This is a genomic window from Phenylobacterium sp. (assembly GCF_030698145.1).
Taxonomy (GTDB): Bacteria; Pseudomonadota; Alphaproteobacteria; order Caulobacterales; family Caulobacteraceae; genus Phenylobacterium.
Window position 1 is genome coordinate 1 of sequence record NZ_JAUYNW010000063.1, and the last position, 17752, is coordinate 17752.

Annotated in this window: 22 protein-coding genes; 10 read left to right on the top strand and 12 right to left on the bottom strand. The window is 68.2% G+C overall.

All coding sequences use genetic code 11. From position 1 onward, the window contains the following. On the bottom strand, positions 1 to 250 hold a 250-nt coding region (locus Q8Q77_RS09090), incomplete at its 3' end, for a DUF2170 family protein (RefSeq protein ID WP_305583255.1). Between the two features lie 295 nt (positions 251 to 545). Between Q8Q77_RS09090 and Q8Q77_RS09095 the strand changes: the two genes are divergently transcribed. The 7 genes from Q8Q77_RS09095 (at position 546) to trxC (ending at position 6942) form a co-directional block, all read left to right on the top strand. Next, positions 546 to 1190 carry a YjfK family protein gene (locus tag Q8Q77_RS09095; protein WP_305583256.1) on the top strand — a complete coding sequence of 215 codons (645 nt, stop codon included), beginning with the start codon at positions 546 to 548 and terminating at the stop codon, positions 1188 to 1190. An 11-nt stretch (positions 1191 to 1201) separates the two neighbouring features. Beyond that, positions 1202 to 1615 (top strand): DUF350 domain-containing protein, encoded by a 414-nt coding sequence (locus tag Q8Q77_RS09100; RefSeq protein ID WP_305583257.1) that lies wholly within the window; start codon positions 1202 to 1204, stop codon positions 1613 to 1615. Between the two features lie 8 nt (positions 1616 to 1623). Then, positions 1624 to 2223, top strand: a complete 600-nt coding sequence (locus tag Q8Q77_RS09105; protein ID WP_305583258.1) for a DUF1190 domain-containing protein — start codon at positions 1624 to 1626, stop codon at positions 2221 to 2223. A 281-nt stretch (positions 2224 to 2504) separates the two neighbouring features. Then, positions 2505 to 4034, top strand: a complete 1530-nt coding sequence (locus Q8Q77_RS09110; protein ID WP_305583259.1) for a hypothetical protein — start codon at positions 2505 to 2507, stop codon at positions 4032 to 4034. Then, the gene (locus Q8Q77_RS09115; RefSeq protein ID WP_305583260.1) at positions 4031 to 5107 is read left to right on the top strand and encodes a class I SAM-dependent methyltransferase; all 1077 of its coding nucleotides are present in this window, start codon (positions 4031 to 4033) and stop codon (positions 5105 to 5107) included. Before Q8Q77_RS09110 ends, Q8Q77_RS09115 begins: the two co-directional genes overlap by 4 nt. A 73-nt stretch (positions 5108 to 5180) precedes the next feature. Beyond that, positions 5181 to 6386 carry an acyl-CoA dehydrogenase family protein gene (locus Q8Q77_RS09120; protein ID WP_305583261.1) on the top strand — a complete coding sequence of 402 codons (1206 nt, stop codon included), beginning with the start codon at positions 5181 to 5183 and terminating at the stop codon, positions 6384 to 6386. An 85-nt stretch (positions 6387 to 6471) separates the two neighbouring features. Then, entirely contained in the window at positions 6472 to 6942 is a 471-nt protein-coding gene (gene trxC / locus Q8Q77_RS09125) for a thioredoxin TrxC (protein WP_305583262.1), read from the top strand. Here trxC and Q8Q77_RS09130 read toward each other — a convergent pair. The 9 genes from Q8Q77_RS09130 to Q8Q77_RS09170 all read right to left on the bottom strand — a co-directional run bounded on the left by Q8Q77_RS09130 (position 6908) and on the right by Q8Q77_RS09170 (position 14759). Then, positions 6908 to 8551 carry a hypothetical protein gene (locus Q8Q77_RS09130; protein ID WP_305583263.1) on the bottom strand — a complete coding sequence of 548 codons (1644 nt, stop codon included), beginning with the start codon at positions 8549 to 8551 and terminating at the stop codon, positions 6908 to 6910. The genes trxC and Q8Q77_RS09130 overlap by 35 nt on opposite strands. 65 nt (positions 8552 to 8616) lie before the next feature. Further along, on the bottom strand, positions 8617 to 9000 hold the full coding sequence (locus tag Q8Q77_RS09135) for a MerR family transcriptional regulator (RefSeq protein ID WP_305583264.1): 384 nt from the start codon (positions 8998 to 9000) through the stop codon (positions 8617 to 8619). After that, the gene (locus Q8Q77_RS09140; protein WP_305583265.1) at positions 8997 to 9398 is read right to left on the bottom strand and encodes a nuclear transport factor 2 family protein; all 402 of its coding nucleotides are present in this window, start codon (positions 9396 to 9398) and stop codon (positions 8997 to 8999) included. Before Q8Q77_RS09140 ends, Q8Q77_RS09135 begins: the two co-directional genes overlap by 4 nt. Positions 9399 to 9482: 84 nt before the next feature. Then, the gene (locus tag Q8Q77_RS09145; protein WP_305583266.1) at positions 9483 to 10145 is read right to left on the bottom strand and encodes a hypothetical protein; all 663 of its coding nucleotides are present in this window, start codon (positions 10143 to 10145) and stop codon (positions 9483 to 9485) included. Between the two features lie 364 nt (positions 10146 to 10509). Continuing rightward, positions 10510 to 10953 carry an SWIM zinc finger domain-containing protein gene (locus tag Q8Q77_RS09150; protein ID WP_305583267.1) on the bottom strand — a complete coding sequence of 148 codons (444 nt, stop codon included), beginning with the start codon at positions 10951 to 10953 and terminating at the stop codon, positions 10510 to 10512. 83 nt (positions 10954 to 11036) lie between these two features. Further along, complete coding sequence (locus Q8Q77_RS09155) at positions 11037 to 11327, bottom strand: type II toxin-antitoxin system ParD family antitoxin (protein ID WP_371130436.1); 291 nt, start codon at positions 11325 to 11327, stop codon at positions 11037 to 11039. Positions 11328 to 11409: 82 nt separating this feature from the next. Beyond that, positions 11410 to 12174, bottom strand: a complete 765-nt coding sequence (locus Q8Q77_RS09160) for a Stf0 family sulfotransferase (protein WP_305583269.1) — start codon at positions 12172 to 12174, stop codon at positions 11410 to 11412. Between the two features lie 193 nt (positions 12175 to 12367). Next, positions 12368 to 12916: a hypothetical protein gene (locus tag Q8Q77_RS09165; RefSeq protein WP_305583270.1), complete on the bottom strand. Its 549-nt coding sequence runs from the start codon at positions 12914 to 12916 to the stop codon at positions 12368 to 12370. A gap of 565 nt (positions 12917 to 13481) precedes the next feature. Further along, the gene (locus Q8Q77_RS09170) at positions 13482 to 14759 is read right to left on the bottom strand and encodes a hypothetical protein (RefSeq protein WP_305583271.1); all 1278 of its coding nucleotides are present in this window, start codon (positions 14757 to 14759) and stop codon (positions 13482 to 13484) included. A 391-nt stretch (positions 14760 to 15150) separates the two neighbouring features. Here Q8Q77_RS09170 and Q8Q77_RS09175 point away from each other — a divergent pair, with 391 nt between their 5' ends. Together Q8Q77_RS09175 and Q8Q77_RS09180 are read left to right on the top strand one after the other, a co-directional pair. Next, complete coding sequence (locus Q8Q77_RS09175) at positions 15151 to 15708, top strand: RNA polymerase sigma factor (RefSeq protein ID WP_305583272.1); 558 nt, start codon at positions 15151 to 15153, stop codon at positions 15706 to 15708. After that, entirely contained in the window at positions 15695 to 16060 is a 366-nt protein-coding gene (locus Q8Q77_RS09180; protein ID WP_305583273.1) for a DUF6768 family protein, read from the top strand. Before Q8Q77_RS09175 ends, Q8Q77_RS09180 begins: the two co-directional genes overlap by 14 nt. 95 nt (positions 16061 to 16155) lie before the next feature. On the opposite strand, the gene Q8Q77_RS09185 is transcribed toward Q8Q77_RS09180, so the two are convergent. Beyond that, positions 16156 to 16278 (bottom strand): hypothetical protein, encoded by a 123-nt coding sequence (locus Q8Q77_RS09185; protein ID WP_305583274.1) that lies wholly within the window; start codon positions 16276 to 16278, stop codon positions 16156 to 16158. Between the two features lie 149 nt (positions 16279 to 16427). Next, the gene (locus Q8Q77_RS09190; RefSeq protein WP_305583275.1) at positions 16428 to 17045 is read right to left on the bottom strand and encodes a DUF938 domain-containing protein; all 618 of its coding nucleotides are present in this window, start codon (positions 17043 to 17045) and stop codon (positions 16428 to 16430) included. Positions 17046 to 17154: 109 nt separating this feature from the next. Between Q8Q77_RS09190 and Q8Q77_RS09195 the strand changes: the two genes are divergently transcribed. After that, entirely contained in the window at positions 17155 to 17703 is a 549-nt protein-coding gene (locus Q8Q77_RS09195) for a DUF4199 domain-containing protein (protein ID WP_305583276.1), read from the top strand. Positions 17704 to 17752 lie beyond the last annotated feature (49 nt).

The following is a 17752-nucleotide window of genomic DNA, read 5'->3' on the forward strand; positions in this document are numbered from 1 at the left end:
GGAAGACGTTGAACGCCGCCTGGTCCTTCTGCTCGTCCACCGGCCAGAGGATCACCGAGACCACCATCTGCAGCGGCCCGACACTGACATAGACCGGCAGGTCGCCGTATTCGTGCATGGTGACCAGCAGGACCGGCTCGGTCCCCTCGATCACCTGGGCGGTCAGCTCACCCTCGCGGACCAGGGTGCTCTCGACGAGCGCGTCGCGCAGGCCAGGAACGGTCCAGGCGGTGTCTATGACGGAGTCCATGTGTTTGACGCCTTGTGCGTGAATGGTTTTGCCTAACAAAGCCGGGCCGCGCGTCGACTCGATGACGATGGCCTGCACTGCGGCCTGGATGTCGGCCTTGCACGCCGACGGCGCCCAGACCTCGATCTTCACGAACCCCGCTTCCCGCCTGGCCAGACGCCAGGCGCGGGTGCGCAGGGCGGCTTGTTCGGATCGGGGAGCTCGTCTAGCCATGGATACATGTACGCATACCATGAACGCTTGACAAGATGTCGCAGCGGGTCATTCTGCCCCGGGTTTAGGAAAGCGCCCACCGATGTTCCGCAAGCTCTTCGGCAAGGATACCCCGAAGCTGGCCGCGCCGGTGCTTCCTATTGTGCGCAACGTCACCATCGGGCGCACCGTCATCCTCGATCCCCTCACCTGGCGGCGCTTCGGCGACCAGACGAAGTTCGCGCTCGACCGCGACACCCTGGAGATCACCGCCCAGGGCGTGGTCAGCCTCGACGACGGCGCTTTCGTCCATCGCTTCTACACCGACGACCACGTGATGTTTCAGGCGGTCTCCGACGACAAGGAGGGCCAGAGCGCCAACGACTTCACGCTCTTCGTCCCCTGGCGCACCGCCTATCCGGGCAGCTCGGCCCAGAACCGCCTGTGGGCCGACAAGCTGCGCGGGGCGACCTTCATGGAGGACGACCTGCCGATCTATCGCCGCTTCTGGTTCGACGAGGACACCATCGACCAGGCGCCGGTGACCTTCTGGGAGAACGTCTTCGAGGACCGGGCCGCCGAGATCCCCTATTCGCGCCTGTTCCAGACCTGCATGCTGTTCCATCGCGACCTGCCCGACGAGGGCCGCGAGCTGCTGCTGGCGATCACGCTGGAGCCCAAGGACGGCGACGTCACGCACGAGATCATGATCGGCCTGCCCCTGGCGGTCGGTGAATTCAGAGCCTGAGAGGCCAAGCCATGTTCGATGTCACCGCGTTCCAGACCGGCGCCCTCGCCTTCCTGCTGGCCTTCGTCACGGCGGGGATCTTCACCCTGGCCTTCAAGGTCATCTACCAGTGGATCACTCCCTACAGGGAGCGCGACCTGATCCGGGCGGGCAACACCGCCGCGGCCATCGCGCTGGCCGGCGCCCTGATCGGCTACGTCCTGCCGCTCGCCTCGGCGCTCAGCCACACCGTCAGCCTGCTGGAGTTCGCCGCCTGGGCGACCCTGGCCGGCGTGATCCAGATCGTGGCCTTCACCGCCGTGCGCCTCATCGCCCTGCCCGACGTCAAGGCGCGCATCGAGGCCGGCGAGGTCTCCATCGGCGTTTACCTGGCCGGGGTCTCCATCGCCGTCGGCCTGCTCAACGCCGCCTGCATGACCGCGTGAGGCCCGTCATGAAGCGTTCCTCCTCCCTCACCCTCACCACCATGCTGGCCGGCGCCAGCCTGACCGTCGCCGCCTGCGACGACCCACCCTCGGCCGCGCGCTGGGACCAGGGCTCGGTCGCCCAGGGCGAGCAGGTCGAGACCTTCCAGTACGCCGACCTGGACTCCTGCAAGACCGCCAACGCGATCCCCGACGCCGAGTGCGACACCGCCTACGCCAAGGCGCTCGAGGACAACGACAAGTCCGCCCCCCGCTTCGAGGCCAAGGCCACCTGCGAGGAGACCTACGGCGCCGGCAATTGCGTGCCGCGCGGCTCGGGCGGCGGCAGCTTCTTCACCCCCCTGCTGGCCGGCTTTGTCATCGGCCAGATGTTCGACGGCGGCGGCAATCGCTACTACCGCGGCACCGGCCTCTATCGCGGCCGCGACGGCTACCAGACGGGCTGGGGCGGCACGCTCGGCCGCGACTACACGACCGGGCGCACCACCATCTCGCGCCAGAGCATCGATCCGCCCGACAGCATCCGCCAGGCGCCGCCCCGCATGCAGACCCGCACCTCCGTGGTCTCCCGAGGCGGCTTCGGCGGCGGCCGCGGCTTCGGCGGGTAGGACCTAGATGCTCCCCTCCTGGGGGAGCTGTCACCGCAGGTGACTGAGGGGGACTTTGACTCTTATGGGCTGCAACCCCTCCGACACGTCGCCGATAGAGGCGACGCGCCACCTCCCACTAATCGCGCCGCGCGCTGGGGGAGGATCTAGGAGCGCCGCCCTCCGCTCGCCCCTCGGGCGAGCCAGCTTCGCCGCGGCCTCGACACCCGCCTCCCGTGCGTTAGGATTTGGCCGCAACCGGGGTGGGGTGTGGCGTGACGGGTCCTAGGCGTTTGATCGGCATGGCGTGCGCCATCGCCGTCGTGAGCTTTCTCCACCCGGCGGCGGCCCGGGCGGCCTGGATCAAGGCCGAGACCGACCGCTTCATCGTCTACGGCGACGGACGCGACAAGGCGGTCCGCAACCTCGCCGAACGGTTGACGATCTTCGACGCCACCCTGCGCATTCTCAATCCCGCCGTCGGCCAGGGCGTCCCTCAGCGCAAACTTGAGGTCTATCTGGTGGCCGACGGCCGCGAATTGCGCCGGGTCGAGCCGCGACTCGACGACCGCATCGGGGGCTTCTACCGCGCCGCGCCCCAGGCGACCTTCGCGGTGGTCCGCTCGTCGGACAGCGTGATGGGCGCCGATGACGTCCTGTTCCACGAGTACGCCCACCACTTCATGCTGGAAAACTTCCCCGCCGCCTATCCGGGTTGGTTCATCGAGGGCTGGGCGGAGTATTTCATGACCGCGGAGGTCACCTGGAAGGGCGTCAAGGTTGGCGGCTACAACGAGAACCGCGCCTACTGGCTGTTCCATGCCCCCTGGCTGCCGCTGGAGACGGTGCTCTCCAAGTCGCCCTCCGAGATCGAACCGGCCAAGCGCCACATCTATTACGGCCAGGCCTGGCTGCTGATGCACTACATGCGTGGCGACCCCGCCCGCGTCGCGCAGATCAACAAGGCGACCCGGGCCATCGCCGCTGGCGAACCGCCGGTGAAGGCCATGCAGGAGGCCACCGGCCTCACCATCCTCGAACTGACCAAGGCCCTGCGCGGTTACCGCAGGCTGCCGATGTTGATGGTCAAGCCGCCGATGGAAGGCCCGCCCCAGGTCACGATCACCCCCCTCCCGGCCACGGCCGAGGCGTTCCTGCTCGACAACCTGCGCCTGGCCACGGCCTCGGTCGCCCAGCCCGACGCGGCGTTGCTGGCCGACATCCGGACCCGGGCGGCCCGCTATCCCGGCGACCGCCTGGCCGAGCTCACCCTGGCGCGCGCCGAGTTCAACTTCGGCGACACCGCGGCCGGCGAAGCCATCGCGCAGTGCCGGCTGAAGGAGGCGCCTGGGGACGTCGAGTTGCTGTATCTGGCGGGGATGGGCCAGATCCTCGCCGCCGAGCGCGCACCCGACACCCACGTCGAGCGCCTGCGCGCCGCGCGCAAGCTCCTCGGCAAGGCCTACGCGCTCGACCAGGACGACTACCGCATCCTGCTGGCCTACGCCTACAGCCGCAGCGCTGAGCCCGCCTACCCCACCGAGAACGATCTCAACGTGCTGCTGGAGGCCCGCGCCCTGGCGCCGTCGGTGCAGATGGCGTCGGTCTGGGCCGGCGCGGCGCTCATCAAACGCGACCGCCGCGACCAGGCGGTGGGCATGCTCTCCGGCGTGGCCAACAATCCGCACGGCGGCCCCTTGCCGGCCCAGGCCCGCGCCCTGCTGGCCGGAAAGTCCATGGCCGAGGCCTCCCGCATCGCCGCCGCCGAGCCCGACGAGCCTGGCCCGGGCGAACCCGAGAAGCCGCCCGCCCCGGCGAAGCCGGCGAAATGACCGCCCTCGACCAGCAGCTCGCCATCGGCGTCACGCGCCTGCGCGAGCACATGCTGAACCATGCCGAGCTGATCTTCCGCCGCATCCTGGACGCCGACCCAGAGCACCTCCAGGCCGGCCGCTATCTGGGCGTCACCCTGGTCAAGCTCGGGCGCCGCGACGAGGCCCTGCCCCTGCTGCAGGCCGCCGCGGCCCGCGACCCGCAGGCCCGGGCCGATCTCGACGCGGCCCTTAACGGCGGGCCCTTCGCCACCGACCAGGGCGAGCACGCCTTCAAGGTGATCGACTATCCCTACCGTTCGACCGTCCGCTACGGCTCGGGCCGCCCGCCGCACCGCGAGCTCGCCGCCCTGATCGGCGCCGGCGCCCCGCGCTACGGCCAGTTCCTCGACCGCCTCGGCGAGATCGCCGGCGACTTCGACGACATCCCGCTGGGCGGCGCCTATGAAACCCCGACGCCCTTCTGGCTCAACGCCTGGTTCCCGCCGCTGGACGGCATGGTGCTGACGCAGATGCTGCGCGCCCACGATCCGGCCCGCTTCCTGGAGATCGGCTCGGGGGTCTCCACCAAGTTCGCCCGCCGCGCCGTGACCCGCTACGGCCTCAGGACCCGCCTGACCTCCATCGACCCCCAGCCCCGCAACGAGGTCGACGCCCTGTGCGACGACGTCATCCGCCGGCCGCTGGAGGACTGCCCGCCCCAGATGTTCGAGGCCCTGGTCCCCGGCGACATCCTCTTCCTGGATTCCTCGCACCGCGCCTTCCAGGGCTCGGACGTCACGGTGTTCTTCCTCGACATCCTGCCGCGTCTGAAGCACGGGGTGATCGTCCAGGTCCACGACATCTACCTGCCCGACGACTACATCTCCGGCCACGTGGCCCGGCTGTGGAACGAGCAGTACCTGCTGGCCACGGCCCTGCTGTTCGGCGGGCAAGCCTTCGAGGTCCTGTTCCCCTGCTGGTATGTCGGCCAGGACCCGGCCCTGGCCGCAAAGGCCGCCGCCCTCCTGCGCCAGGGTCCGCGCGAGACCCTCAACCTCTACGGCGCGTCCTTTTGGCTCAGGAAGACCTGACGTCGGGTCAGTCTTTGTCGCCGCCTCCCGCGGGCCTAGGATGGCCCTCGACAGCACAGACGGGAGACGTGACATGGCCGATCATGGCGGGGATATCGGGCTCGAGGCCTTCCGGAGCGACGTCGCCGCCTGGCTCGGCGCCAACTTCCCGCCGGCGCTGAAGGGCAAGGCGGCCCTGGCCTCGGCCGAGATCTCCTATGCCGACCCCCACCTCGCCGCCTGGCGCAAGGCCATCGGCGCCAAGGGCTGGGCGACCCCGACCTGGCCGGCCCAGTACGGCGGCGGCGGCCTCTCGCCGCTGGAGGCCCGGACCCTGGCCCAGGAGATGGCCAGGATCGGCGCCTTCAACCCGCTGATGTTCGGCATGGGCGTGACCATGATCGGCCCGACCATCCTCGACTACGGCACCGAGGCCCAGAAGGCCCGGCACATCCCGCCCATCGTGCGCGGCGACGTGCAGTGGTGCGTCGGCTATTCCGAGCCCAACGCCGGCTCGGACCTGGCCTCCCTGCAGATGCGCTGCGAGGACGCCGGCGACCACTATGTGATCAACGGCCAGAAGACGTGGACTTCCGGCGCCCAGTACTCCGACTGGTGCGGCGCCCTGGTCCGCACCGACTTCGCCGCCAAGAAGCACGACGGCATCTCCTTCATGCTCATCGACATGCGTCAGGACGCCATCGATCCGCGCCCCATCGCGCTGATCGCCGGCGCCTCGCCGTTCTGCGAAACCTTCTTCACCGATGCGCGCGCGGAGAAGGACGGCCTGCTGGGCGAACTCAACGGCGGCTGGACCGTCGGCAAGCGCCTGCTGCAGCATGAGCGCGCCAGCCAGACCGGCGCCTCCTCGGGCGGCCGCGCCGCGCCGCTGCAGGACATCGCCAAGCGCTATGTGGGCGTCGACGACCAGGGCCGCCTGGCCGACAGCGACCTGCGCACCCGACTCACCCAGCACCTGATGGACGCCAAGGTCCACGGCCTGACCCTGGCCCGGATCGTGGCCGAGTCGAAGGGCGCCTCGGGGGCCACCAACACCGCCTCCATCCTGAAGAACTCCGCCACCCACGTGGCCCAGACCCGCGCCGAGCTCAGCCTGGAGATCTTCGGCTGTCAGGGCCTCGGCTGGGACGGCGACGACTTCACCCGCGACGAGATCGAGACCGTCCGCGGCTGGCTGGGCGGCAAGGCGATGTCGATCTACGGCGGCTCCTTCGAGATCCAAAACAACATCATCTCCAAGCGCATCCTGGGCCTGCCCGAAACCACCGCCTCGACCTGAGAAAAAGCCGCTCATGTTCCTTTTCCCCTTGCGGGAGAAGGACACACCGCTCCCCAGCCCGCGCCCAGAGAGCCGCGAGAGTCCGATGTCAGACGCCACAGCCGCCGCCGATCTGCTTGTCGTCGCCTGTCCGGTCGACGGTTCGCTCAACCGGGTCCCCAGGGGCAAGCTCGACAGCGGGCCCAAGTGCGGCAAGTGCGGCGCCCTGCTCTTCCAGGGCAAGGCGGTCGATCTGACCGCGGCGACCTTCGAGCGGCACGCGCTCAAGAGCGACCTGCCGCTCGTCATCGACTTCTGGGCGGCCTGGTGCGGCCCCTGCCGCATGATGAGCCCGAACTTCGAGGCCGCCGCGGCGCAGCTTGAGCCCCGCGTGCGGATGGCCAAGCTCGACACCGAGGCCGAACCCGCCATCGCCGGGCGCTACAACATCCGCGGCATCCCCAGCATGATCATGATCCGCAAGGGCCGCGAGATCGCCCGCGTCTCCGGCGCCATGCCGACCCCGGCCATCGTCCAGTGGGTCACCCAGGCCCTCGCCCAGGCCCCGCCCGGCTGAGGTCGAGCTCCGGCCGCTCGCAACCGGCGCCGCACACCGGCAGCATCGCGCGATACTCGCGCACCTTGGCCCGGCTTCCGGCGAGCTCGGCCGATCGCACGGCGCCCAGCAGTCCGCCCAGCCGGCGCGGCGCCCGGCGCAGCGAGGCCTCGTACGCCGCCAGCGCCTCGACCGGCGCCTTGAGCTCCAGCAGCAGTTCGCCCAGCTGCTCCCGCGCCGGCAGGATCGCCCCGGGCGTCACCGGGTGCTTCTCGGTGGCGTCGTCGGCCTCGGCGGCCGCCGTCATCAAGGTCAGGGCGGCCTCCCGCTCGCCCCTGGCATGGGCCAGCCAGCCGGCCGCCACCAGTCGGTGGATCTCCACCTGCCCGCCCCAGTCGTACTCGCCCGGCCGCGCGGGCAGGCCCTTGCGGATCTCGTCCAGGGCGGCGACCTCGCTCGCGGCCTCGGCGACCCGTCCCGTGCGCGCCAGGCCGACAGCGCGCGCGAAATGGATATGCGCCTGGGCCCAGCGGAACTTCGACCAGGCCACGCCGGCCCGGTCGGCGGAGGGCAGGGGCAAGGCGGCGGCCTGCGACCACCGCCGCCGCTCCAGCGCCATCCGCGCCGGAATGGCCGACATGGCGTAGGCCACCTTGAAGTTCGGCGGATCGACCCGCTTGAGGCCGTTCAGCTCGTCCAGCACGCCCTGGGCCTGATCGTCCTGCGCCAATTGCAGGTGCGCATAGACCAGATAGTCCATGGCGTGGAGCTGCTCGTCCCAGGCGCCCGGCAGGGCGTGACGCGCGGCGTAGGCCTTGGCCGCCGCCTGCGCCTGCCGGTCGGACTTGATCGCCTCCGCCCACAGGCCCAGGCGCGTGAAGATGTGCGACGGCATGTGCTGGGCGTGGGCCGAGGCCGGCGCGATGCCCGCATAGCTGCGCGCGGCCGGCAGGGCGAGGTCGGCCAGGGCCGGATAGTCGAAGCTGTGGATCAGGTAGTGGGAGACGCCCGGATGGTTGGGCTCCTGCGCCAGCACCTTGTTCAGGATGGCGGCGGCCTGGCGTTCGCGGGCATAGGTCTCGTCGGCGTCCGTCGTGCCGGCGGCGATCAGGGCCAGGGCATGGAACACCCCGGCCTCGCGGTCCCGCCGATAGCGGCCGGCCAGCGCCTGCATGGCGTCCAGATAGGCCAGCACCCGGGTCAGGTGGGGCGAGCCGGCCTGGTCGTAGAACGCCCCGGCGGCGGCGATATAGTCCCGCTCCCGCGACGTCTTGCCCCCGATCGCCCTGGCCTTGGCCACCGCCGCGGCCCCCTTGGCCAGCTCCCCCGGCGTCGGCGGCGCCCAGAGCGGATGATAGTTGCTCATCGCCACGCCCCAGTGCGCCATGGCGCATCCCGGATCGGCCTCCGCCGCCTCGAGATAGCTCTTCTCCGCCTCCTCATATTCGAAGGAGTGCAGCCAGGCCGTGGCGCGGTTGAAGCGCGCCTGGGCGGTCGGGGCGCAGGATGTCTCGAACGCCACCGTCCCCAGCTCATGCCCCTCATGCTCATGCTGGGCGAGCGCCGGAGACGCCATCGTCAACAGGACCGTCCCGACCAGGCCGGCGAATATCCACGAACCCGACCGCAAGACCGCTCTCCTCATCCGACCTCGGACGATCCTGCGCCCTGAAACCCCTCCTGACGAGGCCTCGGTCAGCGAGGCCGGCGCTTCTTCTCCGCCCACTCGTCATAGAAGGCGATCTTGACGTCGATCTGCTCGAGCGCCGTCTTGAGGTCGACCATCCGCGCCTCGATCTCGGCGCGATGTTCGTTCAGCAGCGACCGGCGCGCGCCCAGGCTGGGCCAGCCCTGCATCGACAGCTCGGTGAGCCGGCGCATGTCCGCCACCGACATCCCCGTGCGCCGCATCCGTTCGAGGAACAGCACGTGCTCGACGTGGTCGGCCTCGTAGACCCGCCGCCCGCCGCCGTCGCGCCCGACCGCTGGTATGAGGCCCTGGGCCTCATACCAGCGGATCGTATGGACGCTTCGATCCACGAGCTTGGCGAAGCGCCCAATATGATAGCGGACGCTCACGCCGGGAGCGGCTCCAGCACGGCCTCGGCCAGCGCTGAATCGAGGTACTCGCGCACCTCGGCCATCTTGCCCCCGGCCATCTCGATCACGAAGCAGTAGCGGTTGTCGTAGGCCTTTCCGGATTTCAGCGTCACGGCCCCGCGCGCCTCGACGATCACCACGTCGCCCTCGGCGAAGATGTTCGTCGCCGTATTCGTGTAGGCGCTGGCGTATTGCTTGCGCAGCGGTGCGAACAGGTTGTCGCGCGCCCGCTCGCGGCCGTGGTGGACCTCGCCCCACACGCCGCCGACCATCGGGCGCCACACCATGTCCTCCGCCATCGCCTCGTAGAAGGCCCGGCTGTCGCCGCCGGCCAGGGCCTCCATCGCGTTGGCGACGATCTGTTTGTTGTCGAGCATCTCACTGGTCTCCAGGTTGAACCAGTTTCGGAGGGAACATCCTAGAGCATGCTCTAGGTCAATAGCCCCATGACCAAGGCCGCCTCACCGCACCGCAAGCGCCCCCGGCCCCTCCGGTCCATCGCCATAGGTGTCGCCGAAGTTGCGCACGGTGATGTTGAGGATGGTGCGGTTGTCCTCCACGACCGCCCCGTCCCCCTCCACCAGGGGCTTGGGCCCGTACCGGGTCGGCGCCAGCTTGCCGGCCTGCCATTTCAGCGCGTCGATCCGCACCCGGGCCAGATAGGCGGTCTCCGGCGTCGCCCCCTGCGCCTCCTCCCACACCTGGTCGAAGCGCCGGTGCGCCTGCGCCATCCGCGCCACGCCATAGGCCTGCGCGAACTCCGGATGGCGCTTCAGCCAGCCATAGACCGTGTCCTCGTGCGGCAGGCCCGGCAGGTCGCAGGCCTGGCCCACCGTCATCCCCCGCGCCACCCGCGCGCAGATCAGCTCGGCCACCGGCGGACAGTACAGCGTCCGCCGCCCCCCGCGCGGATTGCCCCGCCCCGCCGCCATGGCCTGCGCCAGCCGAGCCCGGAACTGGGGCCTGGCCTTCGCCCACCCCTTCACCCCAGCCCGGCTCGGCATGTCCGGCTCCCGGCAGACCGCCATCAGGCTCTCCCCGCCCGCCAGCCGCGCGCAGACCACCGAAGCCAAGGCGTCGGAATAGGCCCGCCAGGGCCGGGGAACTGCAACGTCAGAAGTCATGGGAGTCTCGCAAACCTCATCCCTCCTCTTTATGGGGAGGGACAGACCGCGAAGCGGTCAGGGTGGGGAAGTCCGGCCGCCGCGCGAGGCGCCAAGCCCGTCAGACTGCCCGAAGTCTCGCAGAATTCGGCGCGAAAGTCGAGAACATTTCGAGAACATTCGCATCGCCCGGTACACGCGCCACCCGATCCCCGCCCGATCCCCGGATGTGTGGTCAGATGCTCCCCTTCTGGGGGAGCTCCCGGCCGATTGGCCGGGTGAGGGGGACTTTAATGCCCTTTGACTGAGGTTCGACGGGCTTCGGCAGGGGTTAAAGTCCCTAGACCCTCCGGGTCCTCCACCGGCTCAGCAGGACGCCAAGGCCCTACCCCTCATCCTCGTCGTAGGCATCACCCATCTCCAGCGCATCCAGCGCCTCGGGATCGGCCAACAGCATGTCCAGCACCTTGTCCACCAACGCCTCGCGATCCAGCGCCAGCAAAGGGGCCCGCAGCCGGTCCCACCGCACCCGCGCGATCTCCATATCCTCCGGCGCGGCGGCGTTCCCCCACAGCGCCAGGGCGATCATATGCTTGCACACGCCCCAGTCATCGAAGGCCGGGCATGTGCAACTCCCGGCGAACCCCCGCGCCCGCCGCAGCAGTTCCACCCGATAGGTCTCCGTCCCGAACACCCGCGCCAGCAACCGCCCCTCGTCGGCGGCCACCACGTCGACGGCATCCTGTTCGAAATACCCCTGCCCCCGCGCGAACATCTTGTCCCCGGCGGCCTTGCGCAGGGCGGCGATGTCGAAGGGGGGCGGATCCATCACCCTACCGCCCCGCCGCCGCCGGTTCCTGGTTCAGCGCGAACAGCCGCTCCAAGGCCTCCTCTTCGGCCCCGCGGCCGCGCCTACAGGTCACGAACCACGCCGGCCTGCCGACGCGCCGCCTCGAGGATGTCCTGCATCGCGTTCGAGCTGATCCCGCTGTCCAGCGCTTCCGTGACCAGCCGCTGCATCGCCCCGATCTTCTCGTCGCGCTCCTGGTCCCGCCGGATCAGGTCCCGCACATAGTCGCTCGCATTGCTGTAGCGCCCCGTCCGCGCCCGCCCCTCGACCCAGTCCTTCAGGGCCTCGGGCAAGGAAACATTCATCGTCGCCATGATCGCACCTCTTGGCTCAGAGGACGCGGAATTTGGCAAAGTTTGTCAATTTCTGGGGCTGGTCGCGCCCTTCAACGCCCGAGCGAGGGCGCCGGCAGGGCAAAATTCGGGGACACGATACTTAATTCAACGCCGCGACCGATCGCCTGAACCTGTCGGCCCACTCTCGGCTAAGGACATCCGCCATCCTTGCCGTCTTGACCGTTACAGCTGAGGCGGCCTCTGGCGTGCAGCCCAGGGAAGACAGAAGGGTTCGGAGCACCTGGCGCGGGTCATCGGCCAGCGCCTCGTAGGTGACCCGTACAGGTTGGATGTGGTGCGACGCGAAGAAGCACTCCCATGCCGCCTCATCGGATTCCAATTCCCTTATGATGCTGGCTATACGCTCCGCATCATACTGCGCTGGCTGCGGCGGACCTGTCCTCTGGCGCTCGCTTCCATCGGCGGCGACGTGCCAAAGACCACTGCGTTCGGCTTTTAGCAGCGATATTGCTTGAGCGGTCTTGTCCACTCGAGAAACGTGGATGTAGAGAGGCTTCCCGAAGGCGCGCTCAATGAGCGCCGCGTCATCTGCGATGCTTGGGTAGAGCAACCTAAGACGTGTGGTGAGTTCCGCCACACTGTCCCACATAATTCGCAAGCCAAATATTCCGGTTTCACCCGTGCCTTCTCGCAGAGCGGCCGCGAGGTACATCCGATTGAATTCGATATCGTCCGCAAATTCAGTTCTCGATAGCCCCCACGACTGCGCCCGCTTCGAAATGTCCGGACGGCGATAATACGAGTTTGGACGCCCGGACACCCCGGTGTCAGCGAGGAGATCGCATAGAAGCGTGGTGCCGGAACGCGGGGTGGCGCAAATGAGATATGACGAAGCGCCGAGCATATGATCCTTTCGGGCGGAAATTCGGGGACACTATGCCTGATTCAACGCCGCGCTGGCACGCCCGGCAAGAGTTCAGCGCCACGCCGGTAGCACGCCAATTTATGTATAGTGTCCCCATATTTCTAGCAGCGGCGAAGGTCCGTTCGGTTTGAGATCATAGCTGCTCGCGACCCGATGCGAAGATCTCACCGCGTCAGAGGCGGTAGAACTCTACGAACTTCTCCAAGGACGCGCGCGTCGCCAGCAACCCAAAGGGGAACACCGTCCAAGGGCGGGCGAGGTCCATCGTTGGCAACGCCGCCATGACCATATCAGTGACATCGGGTCGAAGCTGCTCTTCGCTGTCGATGACCTGCCCCCACAGCGAGTTGCCCTGAAAATTCCGTGCCTCAGGTTCCACCGGCTCGGCCGAGGCCACATAGGCGGGCGGGAAGACGCGGCGGTAGGCTGGCAGATGGTATAGCCATGACCGCCCCCGGACATGCTTGGCGTCGGGACATTTCGTGAGGATGTGCTCGACGAGCGCAGCCATCTCGTCCCTTCGCCGAGCGAGCTTGATCCTCACAAGCGGCCCTCCCGCCGCGTCAGTGTCGAAGTTGCGGAAGTGAATCGGAACCGATCCATCGGCGTCAGCCACGTTGTTGCAGGCGAAACAGCCGAAGCGCATCCGGCCTGGACCAGGCCAGTCGTCCTGACGCCCCACCGTGAACGCAGCCACGGTCAGCGCCACTTGGTCTGGCAAGCAAGGGAGTTGCTCCAGCGCGTCGGCATACCCGCACCAGGATGGCGCGGGCTCGTCGCCGACCGGGCCAAGCCCAAACCCGCGGTGAAACGTTGTGTGCCGGAGTACCGCCTCTCCTAAGGAGCGCCCGCTCAGTTCGGCCAGACGCCGAGCCAGACGGAGCTGCAGCTCGAAATAGGGCCCTAGCCGTCTTGCGCGTTCAGCACGATCCATCGGTCCCGTCATCAGCGGCGAAGTTAGCTGGACCGAGTCCGCAAATCACTCCTTTCAGCAATTCAAAATCGCAGCTGTGGTCTGAAGACAGCGCTTACTTGGAGTTGGCGGGGATAGCCGAACCAAACGCCCCCCTTGCATCCAGCCGACGCATCGCCGACGGCGGTGAATCGAAGGGGCTGAGCGAGCGCGGGCGAATTCGGGGACACTATACTTAATTCAACACTGCGCTGGCGCCCCGCCAAGGATCCAGGCAACGCCGGTCGCATGGCAACTAAGTATAGTGTCCCCGCATTTCTAAACTCGACATCTGCTGTTCCCCGCCGCATCCGCGAGGACCGTAGCACAGCCCTCAGTGGCTTGGCGCGGGGACCCCGGTGGAAGCATCCGGATTCCAGCCGAGAAGCAGCAGCATGACGAGGAAGCCCAGGACGTAGGCCAGCGGCACGAACCAGCCCTCGCGCAGCCATCGGAACACTGATCGCCCCTCCGGATAGAGGTTGGTGAGCGCCACCCCGGCCGAGGACCCGAACCAGACCATGGAACCCCCAAAGCCCACGGCGTAAGCCAGCAGAGCCCAATCGTATCCTCCCTGCTCCAGCGCCAGCGCCGTCAGGGGGATGTTGTCGAAGACCGCGGACAAGAAGCCCAATCCCAACGAGCTCTGCCACGTGGGATCCGGCAACGCGTTCACCGGCATCAGCGAGGCCGCCGCGACCAAGGCCACCAGGAACGATGCGCCCTTGAGCGCAGGCCGGGCCACCGCCCAGTCGGGCTTGGCGACGAAGGCCGTCAGGATCAAGGCCACCCACACGGCCAAGCCCAGCCAGGGCGCTGTTTCCTCGCCCTCCGTGAGGGCGTTTGCAGTGATGTTCGTCGCCACGGCGGCGGCCAGGATGAACATCACGATCCACACGCGGCGCCATTGCAGCGGATGATCCGGCTCGTCCTTGGCGAGGATTGGCTGATAGCGCTGCTGTGATCGCGCGCCCGCCAGGCTGCAGACGACGAACGCGACGCCGGCCGCCACATATGCCGGCAGCACCGTGAGCGGCGATATCCCGTTCAGCCACATGATCGTGGTCGTCGTGTCGCCGATGACGCTGCCCGCTCCGCCGGCGTTAGCGCAGGCGACGATGGCGGCCAGGAAGCCCACGCTCACCCGGCCCTGGTAGACGTGGCGCGCCATCACGCCGCCGATCACCGCGGCGGCGATGTTATCCAGGAAGGCCGACATGACGAAGACGATACCCAGGAGCACCACCCCGCCTGTCCAGTCGTCAGGCAGTAGGCTCGGGAGGTGATCGGGCAGGTTGCTGCGCTCGAACTGGTTCGAGAGCAGTTCGAACCCGACCAGCAGCAACATCAGATTGGTCAGGATCACCCATTCGTGCCGTAGGTGTTCGCCCAGCGCGCCCAGGCCGACGCCCGTGGGAAAGCCGCTGACCATGGCCTGGTAGGCGATGATCGCGGTGAGCCCAGCGAGCGCCACCTCCAGGGTGCGATGATGGAAGATAGCGACACCGAGCAGGGTCAGGCCGAAGAGATAGAACTCGATCGGCGCGCCCAGGAGCGCGGGCGCGTCAACCCCCGGCGCGGCGGCCTGCGCCAGGGCTGGAAGGGCGCTCATGGCTAGCGCCAAGGGAAGAACCAGTCGAGTTCGCATCGCGGTCATGAGGCTAGGTACCCGCCGGCGATGGAATAGCCAACCGCGGTAGCTTGCGCCGCGCGATCGCTCGGTCGGTCGATCGCTCGGTCGGAAGATCAACAGCACATGGCGTCCCGCGACGCTGCTAAAGGCGTAGTCCGGCCGGCTCGGCATTGCGGCCTGACGCGCCACGGTCGCCGCGCCCCTCCGCGTTCAGGCGATAGCTGTCGACTTCGAAATAGACGCGATCACCGGCGCTAGCGCCAAGGCCCCATAGGCGGCGTCGAACCCATCACCGTTGTCGGCCCCTGGCTTTGAACCTTTGCGCAGGGTGGATCGACTATACTACCGACGTGGGCGGGAAGGCGGGCCATTGCCTCAGCGCGAGATAGACCGGGTCTACGACGAACTTCTCGTCACCCTCGTCCAGAGTGGGGATCGGCGTGCGATTGAGCGGCTGGCGGCCCGATGGCAGCCGCGCCTTATTCGTGCAGCGCGGCGATTGGTGCGCGATGACGACGTTGCCCGCGAGGCCGTACAGGAGACCTGGACCGGCGTGCTAGCCGGAATCGCTCACCTCGCGGACCCGGCCAGGTTCCCCGCCTGGACGTTCAGGATCCTACATCACAAGTGTGTGGACCTGATTCGTAGCGCCCAGCGCGGCCGGCGACGGACCACGGCGCTCGATGCGGCGCTGGAACCGGCCGCGCCCACCGGTGGCGGCGAGGACGTGACGGCGATCCTCCAGGCGCTTGGCCGGTTGAGCCTCGATCACCGTTCGGCCGCGGTGCTCTATTTTGGCGAGGGGCTGACAATGGCCGAGATCGCTGTGGCGACGAACGTGCCGTTGGGCACGGCCAAGTCGCGAATTTTCCATGCCCGCCGGCAATTGAAGGCGGCACTCGCAGGAGACGACCATGACCGAAATTGACGAGAGGTTGCGCGCGTCGCTAAGCGCCGATGACGAGGCGTTCCTTGACGGCCTGGACAGAGAACGAACACTGTTCGCGCAGCTGGGAGAGACCTTCAAAGGTCCTATGCGGAACTGGACAATCGTCGCCAATGTCGCCGCGATCATCGCGGCCGTCATAGGGGTCTGGTGCGTGTGGCGGATGATCGAGGCGGAAACGACGCGTGGCCTCATCCTTTGGGCGGCGGCCGGATGGGCCGCTTGGACCGTGCAGATCACTGTGAAGCAGTGGATATTGCAGCGCATGCAAATGCTCGGAATCCTGCGCGAACTGAAACGCTTGGAGTTGCGCCTGGCGCGGCTGGAGCCTTGACCGCAGGCGCCGTCTGTTCACGGGCGGTATCGCGCGCCGGTGCTGAGGTAGTTGCGGGATCGCTGACCTTACGGGGCGCCAAAGAGCATGTCCGATCAGCTCGCATCCAGCTTTGCGAGGATGATGAACTGCAGCATCCAGCCCGCGAGCGCGACGCCGCCGACAAAAGCGCCAATAATGACCAAGGCCAATAGGTTTGATTGCGGATATCGAGCCATCGGCTCATTCCTTCAGCCAGTCTAGCACCGGGCTAGTAAGCCCCGCCGGCGAGGTCCGATCAAGCTTCTCGCACACTTCGGCGCTGGCGCGGCCGGCAAGGCTCCAGCGCAACGCCGGTCGCGCGCCAATCGAGCATGACGCCGCCCGCTCAAACCTTCCGAAACACCACCGCCAGGTTATTCGCCGGCATCCCAATCCGCTCAACCAACCCCAACCCATGCTCAGCGGCCAGCGCCGCCACATCGTCCAAACACCGGATCCCCCAGGCGGGGTTCCTGCGCCTCAGGCTCTCGTCGAAGCTGAGGTTGCTGGGCGCCGTCGGCACGTCGCGCTCGATGAACGGCCCGTAGAGGAACAGCACCCCGCCCGCCGGCAGCAGCCTCCCCGCCCCCGCCATCAGCCCCTGCGCCGCCGACCACGGCGAGATGTGGATCATGTTGATATTGACCACCGCGTCGGCGCGCTCGATCGGCCAGGCGTCGGGGTCCGACGCGTCGAGCCTAAGCGGCGGCAGCAGGTTGGGCAGGCCCGCGTGGTCGCGCCAGGCGGCGATGCTGGCCAGGGCCTCGTCGTCGCTGTCGGTGGGGCGCCACAGCAGGTGGGGCGTGGCCGCGGCGTTGTGGACCGCGTGCTCGCCGGCGCCCGAGGCGATCTCCACCACCAGGCCCGCGGCCGGCAGGCGCGGCTTCAACACCGCCAGTATGGGATCGCGGTTGCGGGCCGTGGAGGGCGAGACCCTCGCGCCGGGCGGAGGCAGGTCGGACATCGACCCTCTTTGCGCGCTGAAGCCGCCTTGCGCCAGGCGAGGGATCTTGGGGAATACCGCCGAGGGTGCGAAGGCGCCATGGTCGTTCGCGCCGCCAGGAGCCACCGGCATGACCCGCATCATCCTGACCTACGGCCTGATCTCGGGCCTCGTCGTCATCCTGGGCGTCATCGGTTCGATCGCCTCCACCGGCGGCGAGGGGCCCCATTCCAGCGTCCTGGTGGGCTATCTGATCATGCTGGTCGCGCTCTGCGCCATCCTGGTGGGGGTCAAGCAGTATCGCGACCAGACGCTGGGCGGGGTGATCGGTTTCGGCCGGGCCTTGGTCCTGGGGCTCGGCATCGCGGCCATCGCGTCGCTCGCCTATATCGCGGTGTGGGAGGCCTATCTGGCGCTCACCGACTACGTCTTCATGGACCAGTACACGGCCAAGGTCCTGGCCGATAAGCGGGCCGCCGGGGTGAGCGGGGCCGACTACGCCAAGGCCGCCGCCGAGATGGAGACCATGCGCGTGCTCTACGCCAACCCGCTGATCCGCATGGCCATGACCTTCACCGAGATCTTCCCGGTCGGCCTGCTGATCTCGCTGGTCAGCGCCGCCCTGCTGCGCAATCCGCGGTTCCTGCCGGCGCGCTCGCGGCCCGTGGCGGCGGCCTGAAACAAAAACGCCGCCCTTTCGGGCGGCGTCTGTGGTCGGCGAGGCGGTT

What these genes read in the sequence shown, in the direction of transcription:
- Q8Q77_RS09120 (WP_305583261.1), top strand. Translation starts at nt 5,181, where the DNA reads ATGGCCGATCATGGCGGGGATATCGGGCTCGAGGCCTTCCGGAGCGAC.
- Q8Q77_RS09190 (WP_305583275.1), bottom strand. Translation starts at nt 17,045, where the DNA reads ATGTCCGACCTGCCTCCGCCCGGCGCGAGGGTCTCGCCCTCCACGGCC.
- Q8Q77_RS09095 (WP_305583256.1), top strand. Translation starts at nt 546, where the DNA reads ATGTTCCGCAAGCTCTTCGGCAAGGATACCCCGAAGCTGGCCGCGCCG.
- Q8Q77_RS09145 (WP_305583266.1), bottom strand. Translation starts at nt 10,145, where the DNA reads ATGACTTCTGACGTTGCAGTTCCCCGGCCCTGGCGGGCCTATTCCGAC.
- Q8Q77_RS09185 (WP_305583274.1), bottom strand. Translation starts at nt 16,278, where the DNA reads ATGGCTCGATATCCGCAATCAAACCTATTGGCCTTGGTCATTATTGGC.
- Q8Q77_RS09140 (WP_305583265.1), bottom strand. Translation starts at nt 9,398, where the DNA reads ATGCTCGACAACAAACAGATCGTCGCCAACGCGATGGAGGCCCTGGCC.
- Q8Q77_RS09110 (WP_305583259.1), top strand. Translation starts at nt 2,505, where the DNA reads ATGGCGTGCGCCATCGCCGTCGTGAGCTTTCTCCACCCGGCGGCGGCC.
- Q8Q77_RS09180 (WP_305583273.1), top strand. Translation starts at nt 15,695, where the DNA reads ATGACCGAAATTGACGAGAGGTTGCGCGCGTCGCTAAGCGCCGATGAC.
- Q8Q77_RS09195 (WP_305583276.1), top strand. Translation starts at nt 17,155, where the DNA reads ATGACCCGCATCATCCTGACCTACGGCCTGATCTCGGGCCTCGTCGTC.
- Q8Q77_RS09100 (WP_305583257.1), top strand. Translation starts at nt 1,202, where the DNA reads ATGTTCGATGTCACCGCGTTCCAGACCGGCGCCCTCGCCTTCCTGCTG.
- trxC (WP_305583262.1), top strand. Translation starts at nt 6,472, where the DNA reads ATGTCAGACGCCACAGCCGCCGCCGATCTGCTTGTCGTCGCCTGTCCG.
- Q8Q77_RS09160 (WP_305583269.1), bottom strand. Translation starts at nt 12,174, where the DNA reads ATGCTCGGCGCTTCGTCATATCTCATTTGCGCCACCCCGCGTTCCGGC.
- Q8Q77_RS09115 (WP_305583260.1), top strand. Translation starts at nt 4,031, where the DNA reads ATGACCGCCCTCGACCAGCAGCTCGCCATCGGCGTCACGCGCCTGCGC.
- Q8Q77_RS09170 (WP_305583271.1), bottom strand. Translation starts at nt 14,759, where the DNA reads ATGAGCGCCCTTCCAGCCCTGGCGCAGGCCGCCGCGCCGGGGGTTGAC.
- Q8Q77_RS09150 (WP_305583267.1), bottom strand. Translation starts at nt 10,953, where the DNA reads ATGGATCCGCCCCCCTTCGACATCGCCGCCCTGCGCAAGGCCGCCGGG.
- Q8Q77_RS09105 (WP_305583258.1), top strand. Translation starts at nt 1,624, where the DNA reads ATGAAGCGTTCCTCCTCCCTCACCCTCACCACCATGCTGGCCGGCGCC.